The organism is Actinoallomurus sp. NBC_01490 (assembly GCF_036227085.1).
Taxonomy (GTDB): Bacteria; Actinomycetota; Actinomycetes; order Streptosporangiales; family Streptosporangiaceae; genus Actinoallomurus; species Actinoallomurus oryzae.
In genome coordinates this window covers 11,296,860-11,321,009 of sequence record NZ_CP109433.1, presented here as the reverse complement: position 1 = coordinate 11,321,009, position 24,150 = coordinate 11,296,860, and the positions used below count along the sequence as shown (strand labels likewise).

Annotated in this window: 25 protein-coding genes; 8 read left to right on the top strand and 17 right to left on the bottom strand. The window is 71.9% G+C overall.

Features of this window, described 5'->3' with window-relative positions:
- Window positions 1-5 precede the first annotated feature (5 nt).
- The 7 genes from OG417_RS52320 to OG417_RS52290 form a co-directional block, all read right to left on the bottom strand.
- Window positions 6-1,316, bottom strand: a complete 1,311-nt coding sequence (locus OG417_RS52320; protein ID WP_329246782.1) for an ABC transporter substrate-binding protein — start codon at window positions 1,314-1,316, stop codon at window positions 6-8.
- Between the two features lie 76 nt (window positions 1,317-1,392).
- A complete protein-coding gene (locus OG417_RS52315; RefSeq protein WP_329246780.1) occupies window positions 1,393-2,727 on the bottom strand; it encodes an amidohydrolase family protein in 1,335 nt (444 codons plus the stop codon).
- A complete protein-coding gene (locus tag OG417_RS52310) occupies window positions 2,721-3,833 on the bottom strand; it encodes an NAD/NADP octopine/nopaline dehydrogenase family protein (protein ID WP_329246775.1) in 1,113 nt (370 codons plus the stop codon). Before OG417_RS52310 ends, OG417_RS52315 begins: the two co-directional genes overlap by 7 nt.
- Window positions 3,830-4,798: an LLM class flavin-dependent oxidoreductase gene (locus OG417_RS52305; RefSeq protein ID WP_329246773.1), complete on the bottom strand. Its 969-nt coding sequence runs from the start codon at window positions 4,796-4,798 to the stop codon at window positions 3,830-3,832. The genes OG417_RS52310 and OG417_RS52305 overlap by 4 nt, the downstream gene beginning before the upstream one ends.
- Window positions 4,795-5,697, bottom strand: coding sequence for an FAD binding domain-containing protein (locus OG417_RS52300; protein ID WP_329246770.1), 903 nt, complete (start codon window positions 5,695-5,697; stop codon window positions 4,795-4,797). Before OG417_RS52300 ends, OG417_RS52305 begins: the two co-directional genes overlap by 4 nt.
- A complete protein-coding gene (locus OG417_RS52295) occupies window positions 5,694-6,131 on the bottom strand; it encodes a (2Fe-2S)-binding protein (protein WP_329246768.1) in 438 nt (145 codons plus the stop codon). Before OG417_RS52295 ends, OG417_RS52300 begins: the two co-directional genes overlap by 4 nt.
- Complete coding sequence (locus OG417_RS52290; RefSeq protein ID WP_329246764.1) at window positions 6,128-8,368, bottom strand: xanthine dehydrogenase family protein molybdopterin-binding subunit; 2,241 nt, start codon at window positions 8,366-8,368, stop codon at window positions 6,128-6,130. Before OG417_RS52290 ends, OG417_RS52295 begins: the two co-directional genes overlap by 4 nt.
- 119 nt (window positions 8,369-8,487) lie before the next feature.
- Between OG417_RS52290 and OG417_RS52285 the strand changes: the two genes are divergently transcribed.
- Together OG417_RS52285 and OG417_RS52280 are read left to right on the top strand one after the other, a co-directional pair.
- The gene (locus tag OG417_RS52285; RefSeq protein ID WP_329246761.1) at window positions 8,488-9,678 is read left to right on the top strand and encodes an enolase C-terminal domain-like protein; all 1,191 of its coding nucleotides are present in this window, start codon (window positions 8,488-8,490) and stop codon (window positions 9,676-9,678) included.
- Window positions 9,679-9,708: 30 nt separating this feature from the next.
- The gene (locus tag OG417_RS52280; RefSeq protein ID WP_329246758.1) at window positions 9,709-10,653 is read left to right on the top strand and encodes a 2-hydroxyacid dehydrogenase; all 945 of its coding nucleotides are present in this window, start codon (window positions 9,709-9,711) and stop codon (window positions 10,651-10,653) included.
- A 59-nt stretch (window positions 10,654-10,712) separates the two neighbouring features.
- Here OG417_RS52280 and ggh read toward each other — a convergent pair whose 3' ends face one another.
- Window positions 10,713-12,041 (bottom strand): glucosylglycerate hydrolase, encoded by a 1,329-nt coding sequence (ggh, locus tag OG417_RS52275; protein ID WP_329246756.1) that lies wholly within the window; start codon window positions 12,039-12,041, stop codon window positions 10,713-10,715.
- 122 nt (window positions 12,042-12,163) lie between these two features.
- Here ggh and OG417_RS52270 point away from each other — a divergent pair, with 122 nt between their 5' ends.
- Both OG417_RS52270 and OG417_RS52265 read left to right on the top strand, forming a co-directional pair.
- Window positions 12,164-13,537 carry an ROK family transcriptional regulator gene (locus OG417_RS52270; RefSeq protein ID WP_329246755.1) on the top strand — a complete coding sequence of 458 codons (1,374 nt, stop codon included), beginning with the start codon at window positions 12,164-12,166 and terminating at the stop codon, window positions 13,535-13,537.
- A gap of 202 nt (window positions 13,538-13,739) precedes the next feature.
- The gene (locus tag OG417_RS52265) at window positions 13,740-14,807 is read left to right on the top strand and encodes a hypothetical protein (protein ID WP_329246752.1); all 1,068 of its coding nucleotides are present in this window, start codon (window positions 13,740-13,742) and stop codon (window positions 14,805-14,807) included.
- 122 nt (window positions 14,808-14,929) lie between these two features.
- Here OG417_RS52265 and OG417_RS52260 read toward each other — a convergent pair whose 3' ends face one another.
- Window positions 14,930-15,100, bottom strand: a complete 171-nt coding sequence (locus OG417_RS52260) for a hypothetical protein (RefSeq protein ID WP_329246750.1) — start codon at window positions 15,098-15,100, stop codon at window positions 14,930-14,932.
- A 468-nt stretch (window positions 15,101-15,568) separates the two neighbouring features.
- On the opposite strand from OG417_RS52260, the gene OG417_RS52255 reads away from it, so the two are divergent.
- A complete protein-coding gene (locus OG417_RS52255) occupies window positions 15,569-15,892 on the top strand; it encodes a hypothetical protein (protein WP_329246747.1) in 324 nt (107 codons plus the stop codon).
- Window positions 15,893-16,173: 281 nt separating this feature from the next.
- Here OG417_RS52255 and OG417_RS54765 read toward each other — a convergent pair whose 3' ends face one another.
- From OG417_RS54765 to OG417_RS52235, 5 genes are all read right to left on the bottom strand, one after another.
- Window positions 16,174-16,401, bottom strand: coding sequence for a DUF6879 family protein (locus OG417_RS54765; protein WP_442875634.1), 228 nt, complete (start codon window positions 16,399-16,401; stop codon window positions 16,174-16,176).
- Window positions 16,296-16,778, bottom strand: a complete 483-nt coding sequence (locus OG417_RS52250) for a DUF6879 family protein (protein ID WP_329246744.1) — start codon at window positions 16,776-16,778, stop codon at window positions 16,296-16,298. Before OG417_RS52250 ends, OG417_RS54765 begins: the two co-directional genes overlap by 106 nt.
- Window positions 16,779-16,995: 217 nt before the next feature.
- Window positions 16,996-17,250 (bottom strand): hypothetical protein, encoded by a 255-nt coding sequence (locus OG417_RS52245; RefSeq protein ID WP_329246741.1) that lies wholly within the window; start codon window positions 17,248-17,250, stop codon window positions 16,996-16,998.
- 81 nt (window positions 17,251-17,331) lie between these two features.
- Window positions 17,332-17,712: an STAS domain-containing protein gene (locus OG417_RS52240; protein WP_329246738.1), complete on the bottom strand. Its 381-nt coding sequence runs from the start codon at window positions 17,710-17,712 to the stop codon at window positions 17,332-17,334.
- A gap of 382 nt (window positions 17,713-18,094) precedes the next feature.
- Window positions 18,095-19,180, bottom strand: a complete 1,086-nt coding sequence (locus OG417_RS52235; RefSeq protein WP_329246735.1) for a fatty acid desaturase family protein — start codon at window positions 19,178-19,180, stop codon at window positions 18,095-18,097.
- A 428-nt stretch (window positions 19,181-19,608) separates the two neighbouring features.
- On the opposite strand from OG417_RS52235, the gene OG417_RS52230 reads away from it, so the two are divergent.
- The gene (locus OG417_RS52230; RefSeq protein WP_329246732.1) at window positions 19,609-19,812 is read left to right on the top strand and encodes a cold-shock protein; all 204 of its coding nucleotides are present in this window, start codon (window positions 19,609-19,611) and stop codon (window positions 19,810-19,812) included.
- A 129-nt stretch (window positions 19,813-19,941) separates the two neighbouring features.
- Window positions 19,942-20,853 carry an SAM-dependent methyltransferase gene (locus OG417_RS52225; RefSeq protein ID WP_329246729.1) on the top strand — a complete coding sequence of 304 codons (912 nt, stop codon included), beginning with the start codon at window positions 19,942-19,944 and terminating at the stop codon, window positions 20,851-20,853.
- On the opposite strand, the gene OG417_RS52220 is transcribed toward OG417_RS52225, so the two are convergent.
- The 3 genes from OG417_RS52220 to OG417_RS52210 all read right to left on the bottom strand — a co-directional run bounded on the left by OG417_RS52220 (window position 20,834) and on the right by OG417_RS52210 (window position 23,461).
- On the bottom strand, window positions 20,834-22,057 hold the full coding sequence (locus tag OG417_RS52220; protein WP_329246727.1) for an NAD(P)/FAD-dependent oxidoreductase: 1,224 nt from the start codon (window positions 22,055-22,057) through the stop codon (window positions 20,834-20,836). The two genes, OG417_RS52225 and OG417_RS52220, sit on opposite strands and share 20 nt — an antisense overlap.
- 2 nt (window positions 22,058-22,059) lie before the next feature.
- Window positions 22,060-22,986, bottom strand: coding sequence for an RNA polymerase sigma factor SigJ (sigJ, locus tag OG417_RS52215; protein WP_329246725.1), 927 nt, complete (start codon window positions 22,984-22,986; stop codon window positions 22,060-22,062).
- 100 nt (window positions 22,987-23,086) lie between these two features.
- Window positions 23,087-23,461, bottom strand: a complete 375-nt coding sequence (locus tag OG417_RS52210; protein WP_329246723.1) for a nuclear transport factor 2 family protein — start codon at window positions 23,459-23,461, stop codon at window positions 23,087-23,089.
- A 72-nt stretch (window positions 23,462-23,533) separates the two neighbouring features.
- On the opposite strand from OG417_RS52210, the gene OG417_RS52205 reads away from it, so the two are divergent.
- A complete protein-coding gene (locus OG417_RS52205) occupies window positions 23,534-24,130 on the top strand; it encodes a TetR/AcrR family transcriptional regulator (RefSeq protein WP_329246722.1) in 597 nt (198 codons plus the stop codon).
- The last annotated feature ends 20 nt before the right edge of the window (window positions 24,131-24,150 follow it).

The window sequence follows — 24,150 nt, the reverse complement described above, 5'->3', positions numbered from 1 at the left end:
CGCCTCTACTTGCCCGACAGCTTCTTGGCCGCCGCCGCCGCCGCGTCGGCCAGGGCCTTCTCGGGTGCCTTCTTCTTCTGGATCACCAGGTCCCAGGCGTCGGCCATGACGCCCCATTCGATGTCGCCCCAGGTCGGCACGGAGGGGCGCGACTTGGCCGTCGTGGCCTGCTCGGCGAAGACCTTGCGGGCCGGGTCGCCGGTGACGAACGCGGACCCGGTGACGTCGGTGCGGGCCGGAATGCGCTTGTACCCGTCCTGGAGCACCTTCTCCTGCGCCGCGCCGGTGAGCCACGAGATGAAGCCCCACGCCAGGTCGGGGTCCTTGGCCGCGCTCGTGATGCCGATCGAGTTGCCGCCGAGCAGCGTGGCGCTCTGCTTGTGCTTCGGCAGCGGCACGACGCCGTACTCCAGACCCGGGTTGCCCTTGGCGAGCGGCGCGATCCCCCAGTCCCCGATGGCCATCATCGCGACCCGCTCGGTCATGAACGGCTGGATGTACTGGTCCCAGGAGTCGGTGACGCCGAGGAACGTGGGCGGCACGACCTTCTGGGTCAGGTACAGGTTCGCGTAGAAGTTCCAGGCCTCGACGCCCTCGGGGCTGTTGAAGGCGGCCTTGGTTCCCGAGGAGTCGAGGATCTGGCCGCCGTTCTGGAGCAACCACGGCCAGAAGAGGAAGGACCCGTATCCCTTGGCTCCCAGCATGTAGCCGTACTGCTTGCCGCCCGTGAGCTGCCGGGCCGCCGCGAGCAGGTCGTCCCAGGTGGTGGGGGGCGCCGTGATGCCGGCCTTGCCGAACATCTTCTTGTTCCACAGCAGCGCCACGTTGTTGGTGTCGTACGGCACCGCGTACGTCGCGCCGTTCACCGTCGCCGCGGCGATGTTGCCCGCGAAGAACTGCGAGGAGATCGGCTTGATCCGGCTCGTGAGGTCGACCAGCATCTTCGACGCCCCGAGCTGCGGAACCTGCGACACGTCGACGAGGACGATGTCCGGACCGCCGCCGCCGGTCAGGGCCGTGGTGACCTTGTCGATCAGGTCGTTGGCCGGGAACCCCTGAACGGTCACCGACACGCCGTTCTTGGCCGCGTAGTCACTGGCCGCCTTGCGCAGCGCGGAGTTTCCCACGCCCGCGAACGTGGTCGACGCCCACAGCGTCAGGCTGCCCTTCTTCCCCGCGCCCATGCCGCCGTTGTCGCCGCACGCGGCGAGGACGGCGGTCGCCGCGATCCCGCCCGCGGCGAACAGCACTCCGCGTCGGCTGAGCCGTCCCTGCGTGAAGCCGGGGTCCTTGGCCCCGGTGCCCTGCTCATGCACTGCTCTGCCCTCCTGATGAGGCGCCGCTTGCCGCGACGGATCGGTTCCCCACCGCCATCAGCGGGACCGGGTCGCACTAGGACTCGGTCGAGATGAGCGGTCTCCATTGCCAGTCGTCGCTGTTCTCCCGGCCCGATCGGCGGGCCAGGCCACGCGTCACCTCCCAGGCCCGGTCCGCCAGCTCGGTCGCGTCGGCGTTCTCGAGCCGCCCGTCGCGAACGACGAGGCGGCCGTCGATCAGAACGTCGGCGACGTCGGTGCCGTGCGCCCGCTGGACGCAGGCCTGGAGCGGATCCGCGAGCGGCTGGAGCGCCGGCCGGTCGGTCCGCAGCGTGATGACGTCGGCGCGGTCGCCGGCGCGCAGCCGCCCGCTCACGGACTCGCCGATCGCCGCCGATCCGTCTCCGGTCGCCATCCGCAGCGTCGCCGCCGACGGGAGCGCGCCGGGGCGCCCGGCGGCCGATCCCTGCGCGTACACGGCCTGACGCATCTCGGTGAACAGGTCGTCCATGCCGTCGATGCCGAGGCACACGTTCACCCCGGCCTCGCGCAGGGCGAGCACCGGAGCGAAGCCCTTGGCCAGCCGGAGATGGTTGGACGGGCAGTACGCCACGGCGACCGAGTTCTCGGCGAGCAGCTCGATCTCGCGGTCCGACAGGTGCACGCAGTGGACCAGCACCGTTCCCGGGCGCAGGAAGCCGATCCGGTGCAGCAGCTCCACCGGCCGTACACCGTGCTCGGCCTGACAGCCCTCCACCTCGTCGAGCGACTCGGCGATGTGGGTGTAGAGCCGCAGGCCGGTGCGGTCGGCCGCCCGTACGGCGGCCTGGTAGCCCTCGACCGAGGTCTGGCGCAGCGAGACGGGAGCGAGGTACAGGCGGTCGGCCGGCACCTCGTCGTCGGCCGCGGCGACCGCCCGCGCCACCTGGTCGTCGATGTCGTCGACGAGCGCCGCCGGGCCATTGGTCATCAGGCCGTAGGCGAGATGGGCGCGCAGGCCGACGTCGGCGTGGCCCGCGGCCACCGCGCCGAGCAGGCCCGGCCGGTGGAGCGGGTAGACGTGGTCGACGGCGGTCGTGACCCCGGACAGCACCATCCGCGCCGCGGCCAGCGCGGTCAGCCTCCGGTAGTCCTCAGGCGTCGCGACCTCGGACGCGAGCTGCGACGACCGGATCATCTCCGCCAGGCCGTTGGTGTCGCCGCGACGGGTCACCGGCAGCATCGAGCGCAGGTGATCGTGGGCGTTGACCAGCCCCGGCAGCACCAGTCGGCCTCGGGCGTCCAGCTCCGCCCCCGCCGCCGGACCGGGGGAGTCCGCGAGCACCCCGTCGCGAACCACGAGGTCGCCGGCGGCCGGGGCGTCGTACCCCGTCACCAGGGTGCCACCGGTGATCAGCACGTCGTCTACCACTGTCCCTCCCGCACTGCGGCGATCAGGCCGTCCCGGCCGACGCCCGCGAGGTCGAAGTCGGCGAGCGTACGGCCGCCCGCCGCGAAGTCGGTCTCCGCGGCGATGCCGGCCAGGTGGATCAGGCTGTCGATCGTCGGCGTCGCCACGCCGAGCTCGTCGCCGAGAGAGGCCATGAGCACGAGCGCGTACGGCACGTCCTCGGTGAGGTACCGGCTGGACAGCGCGCCGGGTCCGCACGGGAACGTGCTGCCGCTGAAGGAGGAGGCCTGCAGCGTGGCGTGCAGCGTCGCCTCGCGCTTTGGCGCGAAACCCTGTTCGACGAGGTAGTCGGCGTAGCCGGCGGTGTCGGTCAGGCCCAGCGCGCCGCGCAGCGCGAGGATCTCGTCGTCGACCTTCTCGATGACACGGGAGACCGCCGGGGTGGCGCCCTCGCCCCACAGCAGGAACGCGCCGGTACGGCCCTCGATGGCGCCGAGGTTGCAGATGATCGGCGGGACGTGGTCGATCGCGTTGAAGTTCAGCAGCGTCGTCTCCCACACGTTCTCCGCGGGACTCAGCCACGGCCAGATCTCGCAGGCGACGTCGACCAGCTTGTTGTTCACCGGCAGGCCGGCGACGCGGGTGCCGCCCGCCTTGCGGGACGCGGTGATCAGGGCGGGCCCGCGGACCCGGGCGCCGTAGGGGAGGCTGTTGGTCTCCGCGATGTCGACCGAGGGCCGCCGTCCCGCCCGGCGCAGCGTCGCGGCGAGGGTGAGCGCCCCGCCTCCTTCGCCGACCCACAGCACGGACTGCCCGTCGGTGAGCGTCCCGGCCAGCAGATCGGCGAAGACCTGATGGCCGAAGGCCGGCACCGACACGACGATCAACGGTGCGTCCGCGACGGCGGACTTGGGGTCGGTGGTGGCGCCGGCGACGGGCGCCCGTGTCTCGCCGTGCCACGGACAGCGCAGCCGGATCCCGCCCTCGTGCGCGACCGCCTGTACGCCGGCGGCGAACTTCGGGAAGTCGGCGAGTGTCACCGACACGCCGGCCAGGGACAGCTCGACCGCGCAGGACAGCGCGCCGGCTCCGGAACCGAGGACGACGGCGGACTGGGGGATGCTCATCGGACTACCGCTTTCGCTAGGTCGGTCAGGTGCCGGGTGGCGGTGGGCAGGTCGCCGCCGTCGACGGAGAGGATCACCTCGTCCACGCCCGAGGCGGCCAGTTCCTCCAGCCGGTCGCCGAGGTGTCCCGAGGACCCGGCGATGCAGAAGGCGTCGACCATCTCGTCGGTGACGAGGCCCTGCGCGGCGGCGCGGTCGCCCGAGCGCAGCGCGGCGCGCAGCCGGGCCACGGCGCCGGCGTCGAGCCCGTACACGTCGATGAGCTCGTCGGCGTACGAACCGCCGGCCATGGTCATGCAGCGGGGACGGAGCGCGTCGCGCGCCCGCGCCTGGTCCTCATCGATCTGCACGTCGAGCATGAGGACGACGGCGGGGCGCCGGTCGGCCTCGGCGACGCCCATCCGGTCGATGACGTAGGAGACGTGCCGCGAGGACAGGCCGTGCGTGATCACGCCGTCGGCGACGCGACCGGCCAGCCCCAGCATCTTCGGTCCGCGCGCGGCCAGGTAGACGGGCGTGGCGCGGGGCTCGAAGCGCAGGGCGGCGCCGTGCGCGCTGAAGGTCTCGCCCTCGACGTCGGCCCGGCCGGCGAAGACGCCGCGCACGATCTCCACCGCCTCGGCGGTGAGCCCGAGCGGGCGGCGGGACCGGATGCCCAGCTCGCTGGCGAACTCATATCCTCCGGCGCCGAGGCCGAGGATGAAACGGCCGTCACTGATCTCGGCCAGCGACGCCGCGCTGCTCGCGAGCAGCGCCGGGTGGCGGAGCAGCGGGCTGACCACGGCGGTTCCCATGGTGATCCGGCTGGTCGCCGTCGCCATCAGCGCCAGGGCGCCGGTCGCGTCCCGGTGGAAGTAGTGGTCGGCGACCCAGACGCCGTCGAATCCCAGGTCCTCGGCGCGGTGTGCCAGCTCGGCCGCTTCGGTGATCGGTCGGTCCAGCCGTACGGTGGCTGTCCGTCTCATTCGGTGCCCTTCTCACTCGCTCCGGGCTCTGCCGCCCGGTCGTTCTCGGTTTCCTCGTCCACTCCGAGCAGGAGCGCCTCGGTCAGCGCCCCGGCGAGCGCCGCTCGCCGGTAGCCGGCCGACGCGCGCAGGTCGCTGATCGGCCGGATGTCGTCGTTGATCGCCTCGGCGGCCTCGGCGATGACGTCGCGGGTGGGGACGCGTCCCTCGATCGCCCGTTCGGCGTTCGGGCAGCGGATCACCACCGGGGCCACCGCTCCGGCGGCCAGGCGGACGCCGGTGAGGGCGCCGTCGGACCCCCGTGACCAGCACCAGGCGAGGTTGACGATGGCGATCGCCAGCGCCCGGCGTCCCGCCACCTTCCGGAACCCCGCCGCCTCCCCGGGCCGCCAGGGCACGTCGACCGAGACGATCCACTCGCCGGGGCGCAGGCCCGTACGGCGCGGCGCCGTCGCCAGGTCGGCCACCGGGACCCGCCGGTCTCCGCCGGGCCCGCGCACCGCGGCGATGCCGCCGGCCGCGACCAGCGGCGGCACGGTGTCGGCGGCCGGCGAGGCGTTGGAGATGTTGCCGCCCAGGGTCGCCCGGTTGCGGATCTGCCCCGACGCGAAGCAGGCGATCGCCGCGCGCAGTCCGGGCAGCCGGCCGCCGAGCCCGGCCGCGACGGCGGACAGCGGCGCCAGTGCCGACAGGCGCAGAGCCTCACCGGTGTCGTGCACGGGCGGCGGAGCGTCGGCGAGCCGGGAGATGTCGGCCATCGGCCCGGTACGGGCGCCGGCGCGCCGCTGCACCAGCAGGTCGGTGCCGCCGGCCAGCAGCGCCACCTCCGGGTCGATCCGATCGACCTCGGCCATGGTGCGGGGCTGCAACAGCACGGTCGTGGCTCCCGGCGCGGTCATCGGGTCGCCTCGCGTACGGCTCGGGCGATCGCGCCATAGCCGGTACACCGGCACAGGTTGCCCTCCAGACCGGCGCGCATCTGCTCGTCGGTCGGCGCGGGATGCTCGGCCATCAGGGCGGACGCCGACACCACCATGCCGGCGACGCAGAAACCGCACTGCACCGCCTGGCGCCGTACGAACGCCTCCTGCACGGCACGGCCGGTGGCGCCCGACGCGACGCCCTCCACGGTGGTCACCTCGCCGTCGCCGACCTGGCCGACCAGCACCAGGCAGGAGCACACGGGGGAGCCGTTCATCAGCACCGTGCAGCTGCCGCACTCGCCCATGCCGCAGCCCTCCTTGGCGCCGATCAGGCCGAGGTCGTCGCGGAGGTAGTCGATCAGCCGCGCCGCGGCGTCGGGCGGGTCGACCGGAACACCGTTGACCTTCACTGCGGCCCCCTTTCTTGCGCGCGCAGGGCGGTGAGCAGCCGTTCGGGGGTGATGGGGAGCCGGTCCGGCCGTACGCCGACCGCGTCGGCCACGGCCGCCGCGACCGCGGGGCCGGTCGGCACGATCACCACCTCGGCCATGCCCTTGGCTCCCATCGGACCGGTCGGTTCGTCACCGCCGACGAGATGGGTACGGATCGGTGGAACGTCGCGGATCGTGGGGATCAGGTAGTTCTCCAGGCTCTGCGTCACCGGCCGGCCGTCCACGAGCCGGTACTCCTCCATCAGCGCCAGGCCGAGGCCCTGCGCCACGCCGCCCTCCGCCTGCCCCACCACGGCACCGGGGTTGATCGTGCGGCCGCAGTCGACGGCGCAGACGACTCCGGCCACCCGGATCTCGCCGGTGAGCTCGTTGATCTCCAGGCGGACGACCTGGGCGGAGCATCCGTAGACCCGATGGGGCGCGTAGTTGCCGAGCCGTTCGGGGTCGATCATCCCGGGGTCCGCGACGTCCGGCAGCGTGAAGGTGGCCTCGAACTCGGCCCGGCCCTCGGCGACCAAACGGCCGGCGCCGAGCGCCAGGTCGGACGCGCCGACGTCCTCCAGCGCCTCCAGGAGCCGCCGGCACACCGCCGCGACCGCGGAGCCGCCGGCGTACATGCTGCGCGACGCCGCGGTCGCGCCGGACTCGGGCACGAGCTGGGTGTCGTCGACGACGACGTCGATACGGCCGGGGTCGAGGCCGAGCACGTCGGCGGCGATCTGCCGGTAGGCGACGTCGATGGCCTGACCGGTGTGGTTGGGGCCGGCCCAGATCCGTACCCGCCCGTCGACGGAGACGATCAGGCGGGCCCGCGCGGCGTCGCCGCGCCCGCTGCCGAGCCCGACGCCCTTGATGGCGAGCGCGATCCCGGTGCCGCGGCGCCACGGCGGCCGGGCCCGCCGCCGCCACTCCGCGCGGGTGACCCACCAGTCGTCGGTGGCCGCCGCGGTCAGTGTCTCGGCGACGCGCAGCCCGGGGGTGACGGGGTGGCCGTACAGGCCGTGCCGGTCACCGCCGCGCAGCACGTTGCGCAGCCTGAGGTCGACCGGGTCGATGCCGAGCTCGGCGGCGGCCTGGTCGATCGCGGTCTCCAGCGCGAACGCCACCTGCGGCACGCCGTAGCCGCGGAACGCGCCGGCGTTGGCGTTGTTGGTGTAGACGACCCGCCCGTCGAAGCGCGCGACGGGCACGCGGTAGGGGCCCACCGACATCTCGGCCGAGGTCTTGAGCACGTTGGGCCCCGAGGTGATGTACGGCCCGGTGTCGGCGATCGCCGTCATGTCGCTCGCCGCGATGCGGCCGTCGCGGCCGAACCCGATCCGCACCGAGGTGCGGAACGGATGCCGTTTCGGCCCCGCGACCATCACCTCCTCGCGGCTCATCCGCAGGTGCACGGGGGCGCCCGCCGCGCGGGCGAGCAGGGCGAGGAACACCGGCATCGGGTCGTCGTTGCGGGCGCCGAACGCCCCGCCGACCGGCCCGGACACGAGGCGGACATCCTCCAGCCCGATCCCGAGCGCCCGCGCCACCTTGCGCCGGTGCAGCCCCGGGTTCTGCGAACCGCACCAGATGGTCACCTGGCCGGCCTCCCAGAGCGCGACGCCGCCCGGCGGCTCGATGGCGACGTGCTCCTGAGCCGGGGTGGACACCGCCCGTTCCACCACGGTGTCGGCGTCCGACAGCGCGCGTTCGACATCGCCCGAGGCGAATCCGATGCGGCCGGCGACGTTGCCGCCGTCGTGCAGCCGGGGAGCGTCCGGGGCCAGCGCCGCGTGGGCGTCGCCGACGACCGGCAGCGGCTCCACGTCGACCACGATGGCGTCGGCGGCGCGCCGGGCGGTGCCCGGGTCCACCGCCGCCACCAGCGCGATGGCCTCGCCGACCTGCCGCACCCGCTCGTCCGCGAGGACCGGGCCGTCCGCCTCGGTCGGGCCGAGGAGGTTGAACGGGACGTCGGCGCCGACGAGCACGCACCGCACGCCGGGCATCTTCGCCGCGACCGTGGTGTCGATTCCGGCGATGCGGCCGTGCGGGACCGCCGACCGGGTCACGGCGCCGTGCAGCATTCCGGGCAGCCGCCGGTCCGTGACGTACTCAAGTCGTCCCGACACGACCTCGTGGGCGTACACGCCGGGAATAGAGCGGCCTACCTGCGAATTCTCGGTCGTGGTCGAGGTGGGAGACGTGGCGGTCATCAGGTCTCCTCGTCAGTGCGGTGACCGGAACCGGGATTACATACACGACAGGTGACGCGGTACGGTGCAGCCGCAGCCGACTTTCGTTCGCTCGGCTGACAAATGTGGAGGAGCGCGCCGTGAAGATCACCGACGTCCGCTGTGTCGAGTACACCGGCTCGATGCCCCACCCCGGGCCGCTGTGGGAACAGCGCCTGCGCCGGCCCGCCGACATCTACCCCGAGGTCGCCGCGATCGGCCCGCGGCAGCTCCCCGAGCGGGAGGACGGCGGTCTCGAAGTGCGCTCGATCTTCCTGCACGTCGACACCGACGAGCAGGTCACCGGGACGACGGCCGTGCTCTCGGCCGACCAGGCGCAGTGCGTCATGGGCACGCTGCGCCCGCTGCTCATCGGGGCCGATCCGCTGGCCACCGAGAAGCTCTGGGACCTCGGATACCGGTCGATGATCCACGGCCGCGCCGGCACCGGCATGCTCGCCCTGTCGGCGGTGGACTGCGCGCTGTGGGACGTCCGCGGGCAGTACTTCGGCGTCCCGAGCCATGTCCTGCTCGGCGGGCCGACCCGTGACGACGTGCCCGCGTACGTCTCGACCCTCGGTGACTCGCTGGCCGCCGACGACGTCGCGCGCCGTACGAGAGAGCTGGTCGAGGCGGGGTTCCGCGGCATCAAGTGGTTTCCGCGCTGGGGTCCCGACCACGGCCACGCCGGTGTCGGCAAGGTCGTCGAGCTCGTCGCGACGGTACGCGAGGCGGCGGGACCCGACGTCGAGATCATGCTGGACGCCTGGAGTTCGTGGGACATCCCCTTCACGGTGGCGGTCGCGCGGGAGACCGAGGCCCTGCGGCTGCGCTGGATCGAGGAGCCGCTGCCCGCCGACGACACCGCGGGCTACGCCTCGCTGCGCCGCCTGCTCGGCGGCCGGGTGCAGATCGCCGGCGGCGAGCACGAGTACACGCGCTGGGGCATCGGCCGCCTGCTGCGCGAGGACCTGCTCGACCTCTACCAGGCCGACCCGCACTGGGGCGGCGGGATCAGCGAGATGACGCGGATCGGGGCGCTGGTCTCGGCCGCCGGCCGGCCGTTCATCCCGCACGGTCAGTCGTTGCAGTGCAACGCGGCGCTGACCTTCGCCGCGAGCCCGGGCCTGATCCCCGAGATGGAGTACCTCCGCCGGCTCGCCCCGCTCTACCAGCACTTCCTGGCGCACCCGATCCGTCCCGAGGGCGGTCGCATCGCCGCGCCGACCGCGCCCGGCCTCGGGATGAGCCTCGCCGCCGACCGCATTCTCGACGCCCGTCCGCTCGGCTGACCCCCCGCACCCCCAAGGAGAGAGAACACCGTGACCGAGATCATCGCCTGCCTGTCCGCCTACGACGAGCAGCTCGTGCGCGAGCTCGCCGGAACCGACCGCGTCGAGGTCCGTACGGCGTCCGGTTCGGGCGACCCCGCCGAGCTGGCCGCGCTGGTCAAGGGCGCGGACATCGTGATCGCCGACGCGGCCCGCCGATACGTCCTGGACGCCACCGCGATCGACGCGATGGACCGCTGCCGGTTCATCCAGCAGCCGTCCGTCGGCTACGACACCGTCGACGTCGGCCGGGCCGCCGAGCGCGGGATCCCGGTCGCCAACGCGCCCGGCTACAACGCCGCCGCGGTCGCCGACTGGGTGATCATGGCGACGCTCGTCGTCCTGCGGAACGGCCTGGCCGCCGACGGCATCATGCGCGGGGGCGGGTTCGACGCCATGCCGCTCGGCCACGAGCTCGGCGACCGCACGGTCGGCCTGGTCGGCATGGGCGCCGTGGGCCGCGCCGTGTTCGAGCGGCTGCGCGGCTTCGGCTCCACCGTCGTGTTCACCGATCCGGCTCCCCGCCAGGTCGACGGCGCGCGCCAGGTCGGACTGGACGAGCTGCTCGAGGTCGCGGACGTCGTCAGCCTGCACCTGCCGCTGAGCGACGACACCCGGGGCATCATCGGGGCCGGCGAGCTCGCCCGCATGCGCGACGGGGCCGTGCTGGTGAACGCGGCCCGCGGCGGTCTGGTCGACCACGACGCGCTCGCCGACGGCCTGCGCGCCGGGCGCCCGGCGGCCGCCGCGCTCGACGTCTTCGAGCCCGAACCCCTCGGCGCGGACTCCCCGCTGCGGTCGTTGCCGAACGTCTACCTGTCCCCGCACATCGCCGCCGGGACCTGGCAGGCCCGCCGGCGGGTCCGGAGCATGGTGGGCGAGAACCTGCGGCGTGTGCTGGCCGGCGAGCCCCCGCGTTACGTCGTCAACGCCTGACCGCACGCTCCGAGGGGGCGCCCCGGCAGCCGTACGACGCCGGCCGTCGGCCGAGGTCGTCATGACGCCAGCCAGTCCAGCGTCACGGCCGCGGTCCACGACTGCCAACGGCTGCCGAGCGCCTCTCCGGTGAAGGGCTCGTAGTACTCGGCGAAACGCAGGTCGCCGAGCTGGCGCAGCGACTCCTCGCGCAACTGCCCTTCCAGCGCCTCGTCCCCGCGCCGTCGCGCCGCCCAGCCGAACAGCCAGGTGATCACCGGCCACTGCGGCCCCCGCCAGTACTGGCGCGGGCGGAACTCCGGGGAGGTGGGGGACGTGCTCGGCGGCACCGCGTGCCGCAGATCGGGGTGCCCGCACCATTCGGGGCCGAGCAGCAGCTCCCGCTGGCGCCGCAGCACGGCGGCGTCGCCGCCGCACAGCAGCGGCGCGAACCCCCCGATGGTCGCGGTCGGCAGCCAGGCGCCGGTTCGCAGGTCACGGTCCTGGGCCAGCCCGCTCCGCGGTGACACGGCCGCGATGACGCCGGAGCGGAACCGGGCGGCGATCTCCTCCATGTCCCGCGCGTCGCGATGGCGGCCGGCGCCGGCGGCGAGCTCGGCCAGGATCTCGCTGGACAGCGCGAGCAGCGCCGAGGCGAAGACGTCGGCCACCCGGAAGTCGATGGTGCGCCGGATCGCCTCCTCGTCGTAGCGGGCGGCGACCATCTGGTCGACCAGCCAGATGTAACGCCGGTACTCCGCGTCCGTGGGCCGCTCGGCCGCATCGGTGACGTGAGTGGTGTCGTTCCGGGTGAACGGCTCCATCTCGCCGGCGTCCACCCGTGAGTACGGCGCGTCCCAGCGTGGCGAGTTGTCCATCCCGGACTCCCAGCTGTGGTGGATCTCGACCAGGCCGGAGCCCTCCGGGTCGCGCGAGGTCGCCAGCCACCGGTGCCAGGCCAGCCAGCCGTCGATGCTCTCGGTCAGGAAGTCCTCGGCGGCGCGCCGGTCGGCTCCACCGCGCCGCCGCGCCTGGTCGAGAATGCGGGCGACCGCGACGCTATGCACGGGCGGTTGACAAATCCCGGAGGTCCGCACGCCCGCCGGCGCGTCGCTCGCCACCGCGGTGCGCCAGCGTTCGGGGCCGGGGAAGTAGCCGGGCGCGGTGTCGAACACGATGTGCGGGATCATTCCGCGGCGCCACTGCGCGGTCAGCAGTGACGACATCTCGATGATGGCGCGGGAAACCGACAGGTGAGAGAGGCCGATCGCGATGAATGCCGTGTCCCAGCTCCACTGGTGCGGGTAGAGCTCCGGAGCGGCGACCGTCAGATGACCCAGATCGTTGCGGCGTAGGACATCGGCGGCGGCATCGCCGAGGCGAGCCGTCCCGGCCGTGTCGTCTTCCAACGGCTCCTGTGCGGTTCGATGCACTAAGGCTCCCAAATGCCCCGGCGGTTCTGTATGATCGCCGAACATAATGACCCGCCATCTCGCCGGTCAAGAGTGCAATGGGGAGGAAATGTCCGTCTGTGGCAGTCGTAGGTAGCACCGATGACACGACCGGCTCACCGTCCGATCCTCCGGCTTCGCCGCAGGACACCCCTGCCGAGCCGGCCGCCTCGGCACCCGGGCCGACCGCTTCAGCAGGCGGGCCGGGCGCCTCGGGAGGCGGGCCGGGCGCCTCGGGAGGCGGGCCGGGCGCCTCGGGAGGCGGGGCGGCGACGAGACCGCCTGGTGGGGAAGGGACGACCAGGCCCGACCTGGCCGGCGCCGCCTCGCCCGGCCACCTGCTCGCCCTGATCCGTACCCGGCCGGGCTGGACCCGTCAGCAGTTGCTCACCGCCACCGGGATGTCGCGGACCACTCTCTTCGAACGCCTCGACCAGCTGTTCCGCGCCGGGTTGGTCTATGAGTCCGGATCGACCGGAGCGACGGTGGGCCGCCCGGCCCGCCTGGTGCGTTTCGACGACCGCAACCGGGTCGCGCTGATCTTCGATCTCGGCCAGACGCACGGGCGCATCGCCGTCGCCGACCTGTTCGGACGCACGCTGCGGATGGCGACGCTGCGGCTGAACATCGCCCAGCCCCCGGACCGGTTGCTGCCCGACCTGCTGGACCGCGCCGACAAGCTCCTGCGAGTGGATGAGAACGCGCAGGTCGTCGGCGTCGGCATGGGGATTCCCGGGCCGGTCGACGTCGCCACGGGCCGGCTCGGCGCGAGTACGACGATGCCGGGCTGGGAGGACTATGCGATCAAGGACGTGGTCCGCTCTCGCTGGGACGTGCCCCTGCTGATCGAGAATGACGCACGCGCCTTCGCCCGGGGAGAGGCGTCGGCGAGCGGCGGGCGGGGCATCCTGCTCGCGGTCAAGTACGCCAGCGGCATCGGCGCCGGCATCGTCGTCAACGGCGAGGTGATCGGGGGTGCCGACGGCGCGGCCGGCGACATCGGGCACATCCGCGTGTCGGACGAGGGGCCGGTGTGCCGGTGCGGACGCCAGGGCTGCCTGGCCGCCTGGGCCTCCGGCTGGTCGCTGCTGGACCAGCTCGCCGACCAGGGTGTGCACACGCTCGACGACGTCGTTCAGATGCACACCCACAACCCCGCGGTGATCGCCGCTCTGCGCGCCGGCGCCGAACGCCTCGGCCGGGTCCTCGCCGCCGTCGTCGCGACGGTCAACCCCGACACGCTGGTGCTCGGGGGCATCCTCGGGCAGCTTCCCCTCGTGGCCGAGGAAGTGGAGCGATGGGTACGGGCCGACGCGGTCGAGCGGACGATGCAGAAGCTGCGGGTGATCACGTCCCGCAGCGGCGACGACAGCGCGACCGTGGGACTCACCCTGATGGTGGCCCAGCACGTGCTGGCCGCATCGGCGATCGACGCGGCCCTCGGCGTCGGCTGACTCCGGCGTCTGCTTGAACCCGGCGTCGGCAGACCCTGACCTGGCTGAACCCGGCGTCGGAACCTGGTCAGCCCGGCGTTCGTCTCCCGCCCCTCGTCCTCGGCGGCGATGAACTCGTGCGGACACGCCGTCCGTTCGGTCCCAACAAATGGCGGCGATTCCCTTATCCGGGTGGACGTCGCGGATTGCTAGGCTCCGCGCCATGTTCTCGGACGATGTGGATGCCGACCTGCGGCGGTTGGCCGACGACCCCGACTTTCCGCACCGTGATGCGGCGCGGCACGCGGTGCGGTTCCGCGCGGCGGGCGATGTGGCGGACCTGGTCGCGGTTCATGATGATCCGCACCCGTGCGGGATGACCGAGGTGATGTTCGCCATGGCCGGATCGCAGCGGCCGTGGCTCAACTGGGTGCCGATGCCGAGCGAGGCGATCTGCAACCTCGCCAACGAGGTCGGAAGCCGCCGGGCGCAGGGCGAGCGGCTCGAGCTCACCGGTCTCGGGCTCTCCGCGGCGGAGCCGGCCAGTGCCATGACCGCCTTCCGCCGGGTCGCGGGCCCGGTCGACATCGGCATCGCCGAGTTCCCGGCCCCCGATATCCGGATGACCGTACGGCCCGGCCGGTACGCGGTCTGGCGGTACGACGGCACCGAGCCGCTGCCCGCCGCGCCGCCGCCGTCGGCCGCCGCGGTGCGGGTACTGCACGAGGTCGCCGGAGAGCCGTGGCCGTCGCCGTTGTCCGGCTACCTGCAGGCCGAACCCCTCGGCGACCTGCCGTTGGACGACCTGCTCGGGCTGCTCGCACACCTGCCCGAGCCGCCGGACACGCCACGCTGGCAGCACCTGGCCAAGTCGACCCCGACGTACTGGTACCGGCTCATGCAGCCGTGGGTGTGCCTCGGCATCCTGCACCATGCCAAGGACGAGCCGTGGCCGACCTCGACCCGGCGAAGCGTCCTGGTGGATCTCGCCTTCGGCGTCGAGGACTGGGTCGCCGACGCGGCGCTGTTCGCCCTTGTGACGTCCGCGTACCGCGAACCGCACCTGCGGGAGGAGGTACGGGGGATGGTCCGAGCCCGGCTCGACGCGGCCGCGGCCGCGAACCGCCTGGTCACGATCGAGGAATCGCTGGCACAGCTGATGACCGTCACTCCCGGCTGCCGTGCGGACGACCGCGCCGTGGCGACGGCGGCGCTGGTCCGCGCGGCACAGAACGACGACGAGGAGCCGGCACCACCCCAGAAGCGTCGCTGGTGGCGGCACCGCGGATAGGGCCGGAGCCGTAGTGGGAGGGAGAGGACGTTCGACGAGGTGCGACCGCAACTGGTCGTCCGTCGGATGATACCGCCGGAACGACCATCTCGATCCTGCCTGAGCACGCGAGGGCAACCTGGTCAGGTGGGGGGCGCAAGTAGTTCGTCGGCGAGCTTCCTGGCCCTGTCCAGAAATTCGTCTGGTCCAGCATCGTCGAACCGTTCGTCGGCGACGAGGCTGGCTAGCAGCAATGCATGAAGCTTGCCCTTGGTCTCGTCTGGGATGTCCTCAACACCTTCGTCGGTGTACACGTCCCGGATGATTCGTTTCGGCGATACTGGGGTCGATCGAGCTGGCGAGATCATCAGATAGAGCTCGCATGTTTCCTATAAATGCCACCACATCCGTGAGCTCCGCGACACGCTCAAGCATCAGGGCCTCCGTTGTTCGCTCGCTGAGTGGCTTGTTGAGCATCGACGCGTGATCGACCTCCGGCCAAGAGGCGCTGTTCGAGGTTAAGCCGCTACCAACTTGACCAGGACTTCGCGCTTGCCTGAGGGAGCGTCACGTGGCACCTGTCGAGCGCGCAGAAGGGCATCCACATCGGCGGCGACCTCCGCCGCAACCGAGTCGATGTTCTCGAGTCTGCCCGCACCCTGAACAGCACCCAACGCCCCACGCGAATCTACGAAACCGTTGATCGAACTTTTTGCCCCGGGTCCGGATCATACGGAGCGGCCAACGCATTACATCGAATCCACCGGATCGGAGACTCCCCCATGAATTCCGGCCTGAGCCTGGTAATCGCGATACCCGTCGGCAGCGCCGTGTTCGCTGGGGCCGTCACCTACGCGGTCACCGACCGTAACCTCAAGATGCGTACCAGGGTGGCGGCCTCTCTGCTCAGCGCCTTCCTTGTGGGCGCGACGTCGCTGTTCGTTCTCTACCTTTCCGTGTTCGCATTTCTGGTCACCATGGTGGGCTATCTGGTAATGCGCCGCCTGTTCAAACCCGGCCTCGCTCTTGCCGGCTCCGCGGTCGTTCTCTGCGGTGGTCTATCATTCGCGGTAATGCTCATGGTCGCCGCCCTCGACCGAATGTGACAATGGAGCAGTCGAGGATCTGATGGAACCTTCGCGCTCTGCGGCTTTCAGAGGTGTCGGCAGCCTCCCGGAGGTGCGCCTCGGAGAGCTGTCCCAGCTCCCACCTGCCGCGCCGGGCCCAGGAGTTCGCGCTCCCGCCGAAGAGGTCGAGTGCGATCGGCGAGACGGCGACCACGAAGACTGAGACGGACACCGGTGAGATGACGAGCAGCCTGCCGTACAGCGGGCCGGTCGATCTAGATCCGCGCGAACGGCCTGTCACGAGACACCTCACCAGCCCGTTAAGACGGCTTTCCTGTGTTCGCCAGCACGCCCGTACGCGTGAGGAAACTCGCCAGGTCCTCGCTTCTCGTCCACAGCGCCGCCATCTCGGCGCGGCACGCCACGGCGACCTGGGAATTTGTCAGCAGCTTCGCTCCCATGACGATGCCGTCGTCGTCGTACCGCACCTCGTACGTGGTCTGCTCACCGAGCAGGATGATCTCTGGCAGCGGACCGGGCGTCTCCACGAGGCGACGTCCGACGGGGCCAACACGCGGATCCGTGCTCCCGGGTCGGCGCGGATGCGCAGGATGTAGAGCTCCCACCACAGGTAGTCGGAGAGCGGAAGCTCCACGACGCGAATCCGCCGCTGGACGATGCCGTGCGCATCGAGTCGCCGCTGGTGCTCGGCGATGCCTGTGCGCATCTCGTCGGCGAGCGCAAGTGAACGTTCACGATCGCCGTCGGCCAGGGCCGCCCAGCTGGGAACGTCGGGTTCTTGGAAGACCTGGCGGTGCTCCAGCTTCCGGGGCGAGTCCACCTGCCAGAAGCGGGCGTCGAAGTCCTCGAAATACTCATCGAGTTTCAACTCCTGGCCGGTGAGCTCCGCGACGCGCTCAAGCATCAGGAATGTTCGCGTCGCCTCGGGGGCGCACGGATGGGGGACTACCAGCCACGGCATGGTCACCTGGCTGTACGGCTCGCCTCGCGTGTAGGGAGGTGAGTTCCGGCCCACTCAGTGCGGGATGGTCGACCAGCCGGTCGACGAAGTCGATCCAGGCGGCGACGCCGTGGAGCATTCGGCCAACACCCAATGAACCCCGGCAGCCGCGCGCGGGTGGTCAGAACTGGACGCCTCGGTCGCCGCGGGACGCCGGGAGGAGGCGGGCGGCCACGACGAGGGAGAAGTTCACCAGCAACGTGTGCGGCTCGTTGCTGCCCTGCTCGGTGACCCGGATCCGGGCCACCATCCTTTCCTGCATCCAGGATGCCACCTCGTCCTCGGTGGGCGGTTCGTCGACGAGAAGGAGTTTCCAGTCGGTCGTGTGGCCGGCCACGCGAAGGTGGAGTTCGCCCGTGGGGCCGCTGTCGCTCATCGCGGTCGTCCTTCTGCGGCGACGCTCGTTACGGCGCGCCGGCGTCGCCCGGCGGCCGTCGGCCGTTCGCGTCCTTGAGTTTCATGCGACGGCGGGGCCATGGGCGTCCACCCGGCCGGGCACGGCCTGGCCGAGGGTCGAGTAGATCGGGAAGGTCTGGTCGAGGCCGGTGATGCGCAGCAGTTTCCGCACGTGGGGACGCGGTCCGGCCAGGGCGACGGCGCACCCGTACGCGTCCGCCTTCCGTCGTACGGCGACGAGCATCCTCAGTCCGGAGGCGTCGCAGAACGAGACACGGGACAGGTCGATGACCACCAGCCTGGCCCGGTCCTCCAGGACGGCGGCGATCCGGTCGCGGAGGCCGGCGGTGGTGGAGATGTCCAGCTCGCCGGAGATCGCCAGCACGGTATGGCCGCGTATCGAGTGGCCGAACAGGTCGGCCCGGATGGTGTCGTGGTACATGAATCGGTCTCCGAATCGAAGGCCGGGTCACAGCGGGACTTACCGGCCGGGGCTCGGGTGAGGCCGTGCCGGACGTGTCGCCCGCGGGATTGAGAACGCGGGTCGCGCAACGGGCCCGGCGGGCAAGGACGGCGTCGGGCGGTGGAGCCGGAACGATCGGTGAGGCGTGTCGCCCCTCGACGATCATCCGTGAGTCCGCTGCGGCGGCGTGTTCGCCGACCCGTCTTGACCTACTGTGAAGAGGCCGAAGTAGTGAGTGCCGGGGACGGCGCCGACTCGGTTGTGAGCGCACGAGAAACCCTCGACTGGCCCCAACACTACCCCACCAGGGCGGCCCCGGGGACGACGGGCCGTGACCGTACGGCGTCCGGTGAGAATCCGGTCATCCGGCGTCCGGCATGCGGCGCAAGGGCGCGCCGACCGCGTGCAGATGGCGGAGAACCTGGCCGTACGAACCGACGATGCTGCTCTCGTGGTACGTCAGGCCGTGTTTCCCGCAGTGGGCGCGGACGAGTTCCTGGGCCCGGCGCAGGCTGGGGCGCGGCATGCTGGGGAACAGATGGTGCTCGATCTGGTAGTTCAGCCCGCCCAGCACGAAGTCGGCGAACCGGCCACCGCGGATGTTCCGCGAGGTGAGCACCTGCCGGCGCAGGTAGTCCAGCTTGTCGGCCTCGCGTACGGTCGGCATGCCCTTGTGGTTGGGCGCGAACGTACACCCCATGTAGAAGCCGAACACGCACTGGTGGACGACGAGGAAGACCAGCGCCTGCAACGGGGTGAGCACGACCAGGAGAGCGGTGAGGTAGCCGGCCAGGTGCACCCCGAGCAACAGCGCTTCCACCGGCTTGGACCTGGTCCTGCCCATGTCGTCGCCGAACAGGGCCCGCACGCTCGCGACGTGGAGGTTGACTCCTTCGAGCAGGAGGAGGGGGAAGAACAGGTACGCCTGGTGGCGCGCCAGCGCCCGGGTCGCCCACCTGCGGCGGGACCGTACGTGATCCGTGGTGAAGGCGATCGCGCCGTTCGCGACGTCGGGGTCCCGGTCCTCGTGGTTGGGGTTGGCGTGATGGCGGTTGTGCTTGGTCACCCACCAGCCGTAGCTCAGCCCGATCAGCAGGTTTCCGTGGACCAGCCCGAGCAGGTCGTTGACCCGCCTCGAGCCGGCGATCTGGCGGTGACCGGCGTCGTGCCCGACGAACGCGATCTGGGTGAAGACGATCCCGAGGAAGGCGGCGACGAGCATCTGCCACCACGAGTGCCCGAGGAGCACGAACGCCGTGCCGGCGAGCGCGAACAGGCCCAGGTTGGCCGCGATCTTCAGCGAGTAGTAGCCGGGCCGACGGTCCAGCATCCCGGCGTTCTTGACCTGCCGGGCCAGGACCGCGTAGTCGCTGCCACGGGCAGCGATGCACTCCTCGCCACCGGCACCGGCGGCAATGCCGGCCGATCGCAGGGCGTTGGACGTCATCGAAACTCCTTCGGGGAAGCAGGTGTGGGCCGCAGCGCCATCGCGCGCTGCTGCGACCATCCGCCGCCGAAGGCAGACCTCAACCCTGGGAGAACGAACAATCCGGCGACCGGAGCCGGCACGCTCGTACCAGGACTCGGCCTCCGCCAACGGGCACAACGGCACACCGCGTCCCCGAGTTCCCGCCCGGATCAGGTCCGATGTCCGCAGGTCGATCCGGTGGGGCGCATACTCCGTGTGATAGCGTGCCTGCTAGTTGCAGTTGTGGTTCCCTAGACCTTGGTGCGCCTGCAGGCTCCGACCTTCAGGCGCATTTTCGTTTTTCCGGGCCTTCCCGGACCTTTCCGGACCTTCCCGGATCCGGATCATCGCAGCGACCGGAGCCCGTAAGGCGCGCGCTCCGTCATCACCCCAGAAAGAAGAAGATCATGAGCACTGGCACCGTGAAGTGGTTCAACGCGACGAAGGGCTTCGGCTTCATCGAGCCCGACGACGGCGGCGCCGACGTTTTCGCCCACCAGTCGAACATCATGACGCAGGGTTACCGCGAGCTCCACGAGGGGCAGAAGGTCACCTTCGACATCACGCAGGGCCAGAAGGGCCCCCAGGCGGAGAACATCGTCCCCGCCTGACCTTTAGCCGCGAGCCGCCGGTCCGCACCCCCCAGGGGCGCGGACCCGCAGGCTTCCGCGCCCCGGACAGGGGTAGCATTCGCGCGATACGGCGAATGCGTCCCGCTATGGGGAAGTGAGTGGGTTCTGGTGACGGAAGCGGATCCCGGATCGGAGCAGCCGCCGGCGAGCGCGGCGCCCGGGAGCTCATCGGCGGCGTGGGCCGACGTACGAGGGGACCAGCGCCGGCCGTCACTCGACCTGCGAACCGATGTGCCGCACGCGGCGCGCCTGTACGACTACTTCCTGGGCGGCAAGGACAACTTCGCGGCCGACCGGGAGGCCGCCGCCAAGATGCTGGAGATCTTTCCTGGTCTGGCCGTCGGCGCCCAGGCCAACCGCCGTTTCCTGGGGCGCGCGGTGCGGTTCGCGGCGAGCCTGGGCATCCGTCAGTACCTGGACATCGGCACGGGCATCCCGGCGGCCGACAACACTCACGAGGTCGCCCAGTCCGTGGCCGCCGACTCGCGCGTCGTCTACGTGGACAACGACCCGATCGTGCTGGCGCACGCGCGAGCCCTGCTCCAGGGCACTCCCGAGGGCCGTACCGCCTACCTGGACGCCGACTTCCGGGACCACCGGCGAATCCTGTCCGCGCCCGAGACGACCGGCCTCATCGATTTCACCCGGCCGGTGGCCCTGCTCACCGTCGCGCTGCTGCACTTCATCCCCGACGAGGACGGGCCCGGGGAGATCCTCGAACGCTACAAGGCCGCCCTGCCGCCCGGCAGTGTGATGATCCTGTCGCACGCCACCGCCGACCTGGTGGACGACCCGGAGACGTCCCGGGCCGTGGTGGGCAGCTACACCGGCGCCGGCGTGAGCCTGACCGCCCGTCCGCGGGAACGCACCGAGAAGTTCTTCGCGGGCTGGGACCTGGTCGAGCCGGGCGTCGTCCCGGTCTCGGAGTGGCGCCCGGACGGGAACCTCCGCGACGCCGCCTTGGCGCCCGCTCAGGCGGGCGCCTTCGCGGGCGTGGCGATCAAGCCGGTCCGGCCTTGACGGGACGGCGGGTCGAGACCCGGTAGTCGGCGCGGCGCAGGATCTCGTCGGCGTCGTTGGCCGGCGGGTAGATCCAGTCCTCGTTCACCGTACGTTTGCGGGCCTTGGCCGTCTCACCGGTCCACTTGACCCGGCGATCCCATCCGGTGGTGAAGACCGCCCCGGCGGAGCCGAGGTCGAGGCAGGTGACGTACGGGTCGGGGGCGAAGGGGACCGGCGGCAGGCCCAGCAGGTCGGCGGCCACGTTGTGACCGGCGAAGCGTCCGAGCGGGAGCGCGTGCTGGCAGCTGGGCATCGTCCGGTGGCCGCCCTCGGTCTCGGCGGCGGCGGTGTCCCCGGCCGCGTAGACGCCGGGCACGCCGGGCACCCGCAGGAAACGGTCGGTGAGCAGGCGGCCGAGGTCGTCGCGTTCGGCGGGGACGTCTTCGGTGAGCCGGCTGGCGCGCACGCCGGCCGTCCACACGACCGTCCGGGCGGGGATGGTGACGCCGTCGCTCAGCTCGGCGCCCTGCTCGGTGACGGCGGAGAGAGACGTGCCGAGCCGGCGTTCGACGCCCAGTTCGTCCAGGGCGGCGGTGATGGCGGGGCGCGGGCCGGGGCCGAGTTCGGGGCCCAGGGCGCCGGCGCGTTCCACCAGGACGACGCGGACCTGGTCCTCGGCGCCGTGGGGCGCCGCGACCGCGCGCAGGCGGCCCACGAGCTCGGTCGCGATCTCCAGGCCGGTGAACCCGGCGCCGACGACCACCGCGGTGAAGCGGCCGTCGGCCGGTCCCGCGGGAAGAGCGTGCAGGTGTTCGTCCAGCGCCGCGGCGGCCTCGATGGTGTCGACGTCGTGCAGGCGCTCGGCCCCGGGCAGCCGGTCCGGCCGGACCAGCCGGCTGCCGGTCGCCAGAACGAGCCGTTCGTACGACCGCTCGGAGACGTCGCCGTCGCGGCCCTGGACGGTCACCCGCCGCCGCTCGGTGTCGACGGCGGTGGCCGTGCCCGCCGAACGCTCCACTCCGATGGGCTTCAGGACGTCGTCGAGCGGGACCCGCATCGTCGCGGGGTCGGCCTCGTAGAGGCGAGGGCGGATCACCAGGTCTTCGCCCGGGGCGATGAGGGTGACCGTGCGGTCCGCACCCTGCTGCCGCAGCAGCCGGGCCGCGGCGGCGGCGCTCCAGACGGCGGCGAACCCACCGCCCAGGATCACGATGTCAGACATGATCATTCCTCTCGGTTCCGGCTCCGCGCGGGGGGAGCGGTCTGGCGGCGCACCCGGGCGAGCTTGCCGGGGTTGCGGACGATGTCGATCGCGGTGACGCGTCCGTTCGCCACGGTGATCGTCACCACGGAGTCCAGCGCGCCGTCGAGCAGCCAGAGCAGGCCCGGCTCGCCGTTGACGGTCGTGGGGATCATCGTGCGGACACCTCTGCGGCGGGTGACGCCCGCCAGGTAGCGGGCGACCCGGTCCGCGCCGCGAACGGGTCTGCGCGCGGCCCGGACGACTCCGCCGCCGTCGCTGCGCAGGACGACACCGCCGTCCAGCACGTCCAGCAGGGCGCGGACGTTCCCGTTTCCGCAGGCGTCGGCGAACGCGTCGGTCACCCGACGCCGCTCGCCCGGCGACACCGCGAACCGCGGCGCACCCGCCTGGACCCGCCGCCGGGCCCGCGCCGCGAGCTGGCGGCAGGCCGCGGGGCTGCGGCCCACGACCCGTCCGACGTCGGCGAACGGCATCCCGAACACCTCGTGCAACACGAACGCGGTCCGTTCGGCCGGGCTGAGCGCCTCCAGCACCACCATCAGGGCCATGCTGAGCGACTCGTCCAGCGTGACGCGGTCGGCCGGGTCGGCGGCACCGGCCCGAGGGTCGCCGACGCCGACCAGGGGTTCGGGCAGCCAGGGCCCGACGTACTCCTCGCGGCGGTGACGCGCCGAGCGCAGCGCGTCGCGCGCGATGCGGGCCACGGTGACGATCAGCCAGCCGGTCAGGTCGTCGATCTCGCTCCGGTCGACGCGGCAGAGCCGCAGCCAGCTCTCCTGGACGGCGTCCTCGGCCTCGTCGACGCTGCCCAGCAGCCCGTAGGCCACCGCGACCAACCGGCCGCGCAGAGCCTCGAACTCCCTCGCCGCGTCGTCATCGTCGTTCACGAAAAGGGGACGATAGACGATCCGCGAATGTGACAACGCCATCGTGGCAGGTCAGGCGACCCTGCGGACGAACGCCCTCACGTTCGATGGACCGGCGGAACTACTCGGGCCGGATCGCCCGGGTGGCCTGGACGGCGCGGCGCAGCCTGCCGTCGGCGGCCAGCTCTCCGAACATGTAGATCTCCGTGGTGATGGTGCCGCCCTTGCGCAGCTCGGCGATGAGCCGGTATCGGGCCGCGACCTGGTCGCCGTCCACCAACGCCTGCTCGACCTCGACACGGAGACCGGCGGCCCGTTTGCGGGCCGGGCGGATGTGATCCAGCAGCCGCCTCCGGTCCAGCGGCACACCGTCGTTGACCAGCTCATAGTCCGATGTGTGGTAGCGGTCGAGCACAGTCGCCGGATCCTCGTCACCCAGCCCTGCCTCCTGGGGATAGCGGACCAGATAGCCGGTCAGATCGGTACGGGGCGTCATCTGTTCCCCCTGAGATCGGATTATCTTTGACACCGGTGTCCAAGTTAACGTCCAGCGGTAGATTGGACAACCGTGTCAGAGATAACAGGAGGCCGGCGCCGCCGGCGGCGTTCGGACGCCGAGCGCAGCGCCGCCGCCGTACTCGACGCCGCCGTCCAGGTACTCGGCCGGCATCCGGACGCGAAGGTGGAACAGATCGCCGCCGCAGCCGGCGTCGCCCGCCAGACCGTGTACGCCCACTACCCGTCCCGGCCGTTGCTGCTCGCCGCGGTCCTCGACCGCATCACGGCCGAAGCCGTCGCCGCCCTCGATGCCGCCGACGTCGACGGTGGCACCGCCACCGAGGCGCTCCTGCGCTGGCTCGACGTCGCCTGGCGGCTCTTCGACCGGTACGCGCTGCTCCTGCACCCGTCGGTGACCGCCATCGACAAGGCGGAATCCGACCGTCAGCACGCCGCGGTCATCGCGCCACTGGAGCGGCTGATCAGACGGGGCCAGGCCACCGGCGAGTTCGACGGCGCCCTCAGTCCGGCCTGGCTGGTCTCGGTGACCATCGCGCTCGGCCACGCGGCCGGCGGCGAGGTCGCCGCCGGCCGCATGACCACCGCCCAGGCGGCGGAAGCGCTGCGCCACGGCATCCTGCGCGTGTACGGCGCCCGCGAGTCCTGACCGGCGAGCGGTCTCCTGCC

Excerpts from the sequence above, each read along its gene's own strand:
- OG417_RS52265 (WP_329246752.1), top strand. The coding sequence starts at position 13,740 with ATGTTCTCGGACGATGTGGATGCCGACCTGCGGCGGTTGGCCGACGAC.
- OG417_RS52210 (WP_329246723.1), bottom strand. The coding sequence starts at position 23,461 with ATGACGCCCCGTACCGATCTGACCGGCTATCTGGTCCGCTATCCCCAG.
- OG417_RS52220 (WP_329246727.1), bottom strand. The coding sequence starts at position 22,057 with ATGTCTGACATCGTGATCCTGGGCGGTGGGTTCGCCGCCGTCTGGAGC.
- OG417_RS52230 (WP_329246732.1), top strand. The coding sequence starts at position 19,609 with ATGAGCACTGGCACCGTGAAGTGGTTCAACGCGACGAAGGGCTTCGGC.
- OG417_RS52290 (WP_329246764.1), bottom strand. The coding sequence starts at position 8,368 with ATGACCGCCACGTCTCCCACCTCGACCACGACCGAGAATTCGCAGGTA.
- OG417_RS52305 (WP_329246773.1), bottom strand. The coding sequence starts at position 4,798 with ATGAGACGGACAGCCACCGTACGGCTGGACCGACCGATCACCGAAGCG.
- OG417_RS52255 (WP_329246747.1), top strand. The coding sequence starts at position 15,569 with ATGAATTCCGGCCTGAGCCTGGTAATCGCGATACCCGTCGGCAGCGCC.
- OG417_RS52250 (WP_329246744.1), bottom strand. The coding sequence starts at position 16,778 with ATGCTTGAGCGCGTCGCGGAGCTCACCGGCCAGGAGTTGAAACTCGAT.
- OG417_RS52310 (WP_329246775.1), bottom strand. The coding sequence starts at position 3,833 with ATGAGCATCCCCCAGTCCGCCGTCGTCCTCGGTTCCGGAGCCGGCGCG.
- OG417_RS52245 (WP_329246741.1), bottom strand. The coding sequence starts at position 17,250 with ATGAGCGACAGCGGCCCCACGGGCGAACTCCACCTTCGCGTGGCCGGC.
- OG417_RS52300 (WP_329246770.1), bottom strand. The coding sequence starts at position 5,697 with ATGACCGCGCCGGGAGCCACGACCGTGCTGTTGCAGCCCCGCACCATG.
- OG417_RS52235 (WP_329246735.1), bottom strand. The coding sequence starts at position 19,180 with ATGACGTCCAACGCCCTGCGATCGGCCGGCATTGCCGCCGGTGCCGGT.
- OG417_RS52240 (WP_329246738.1), bottom strand. The coding sequence starts at position 17,712 with ATGTACCACGACACCATCCGGGCCGACCTGTTCGGCCACTCGATACGC.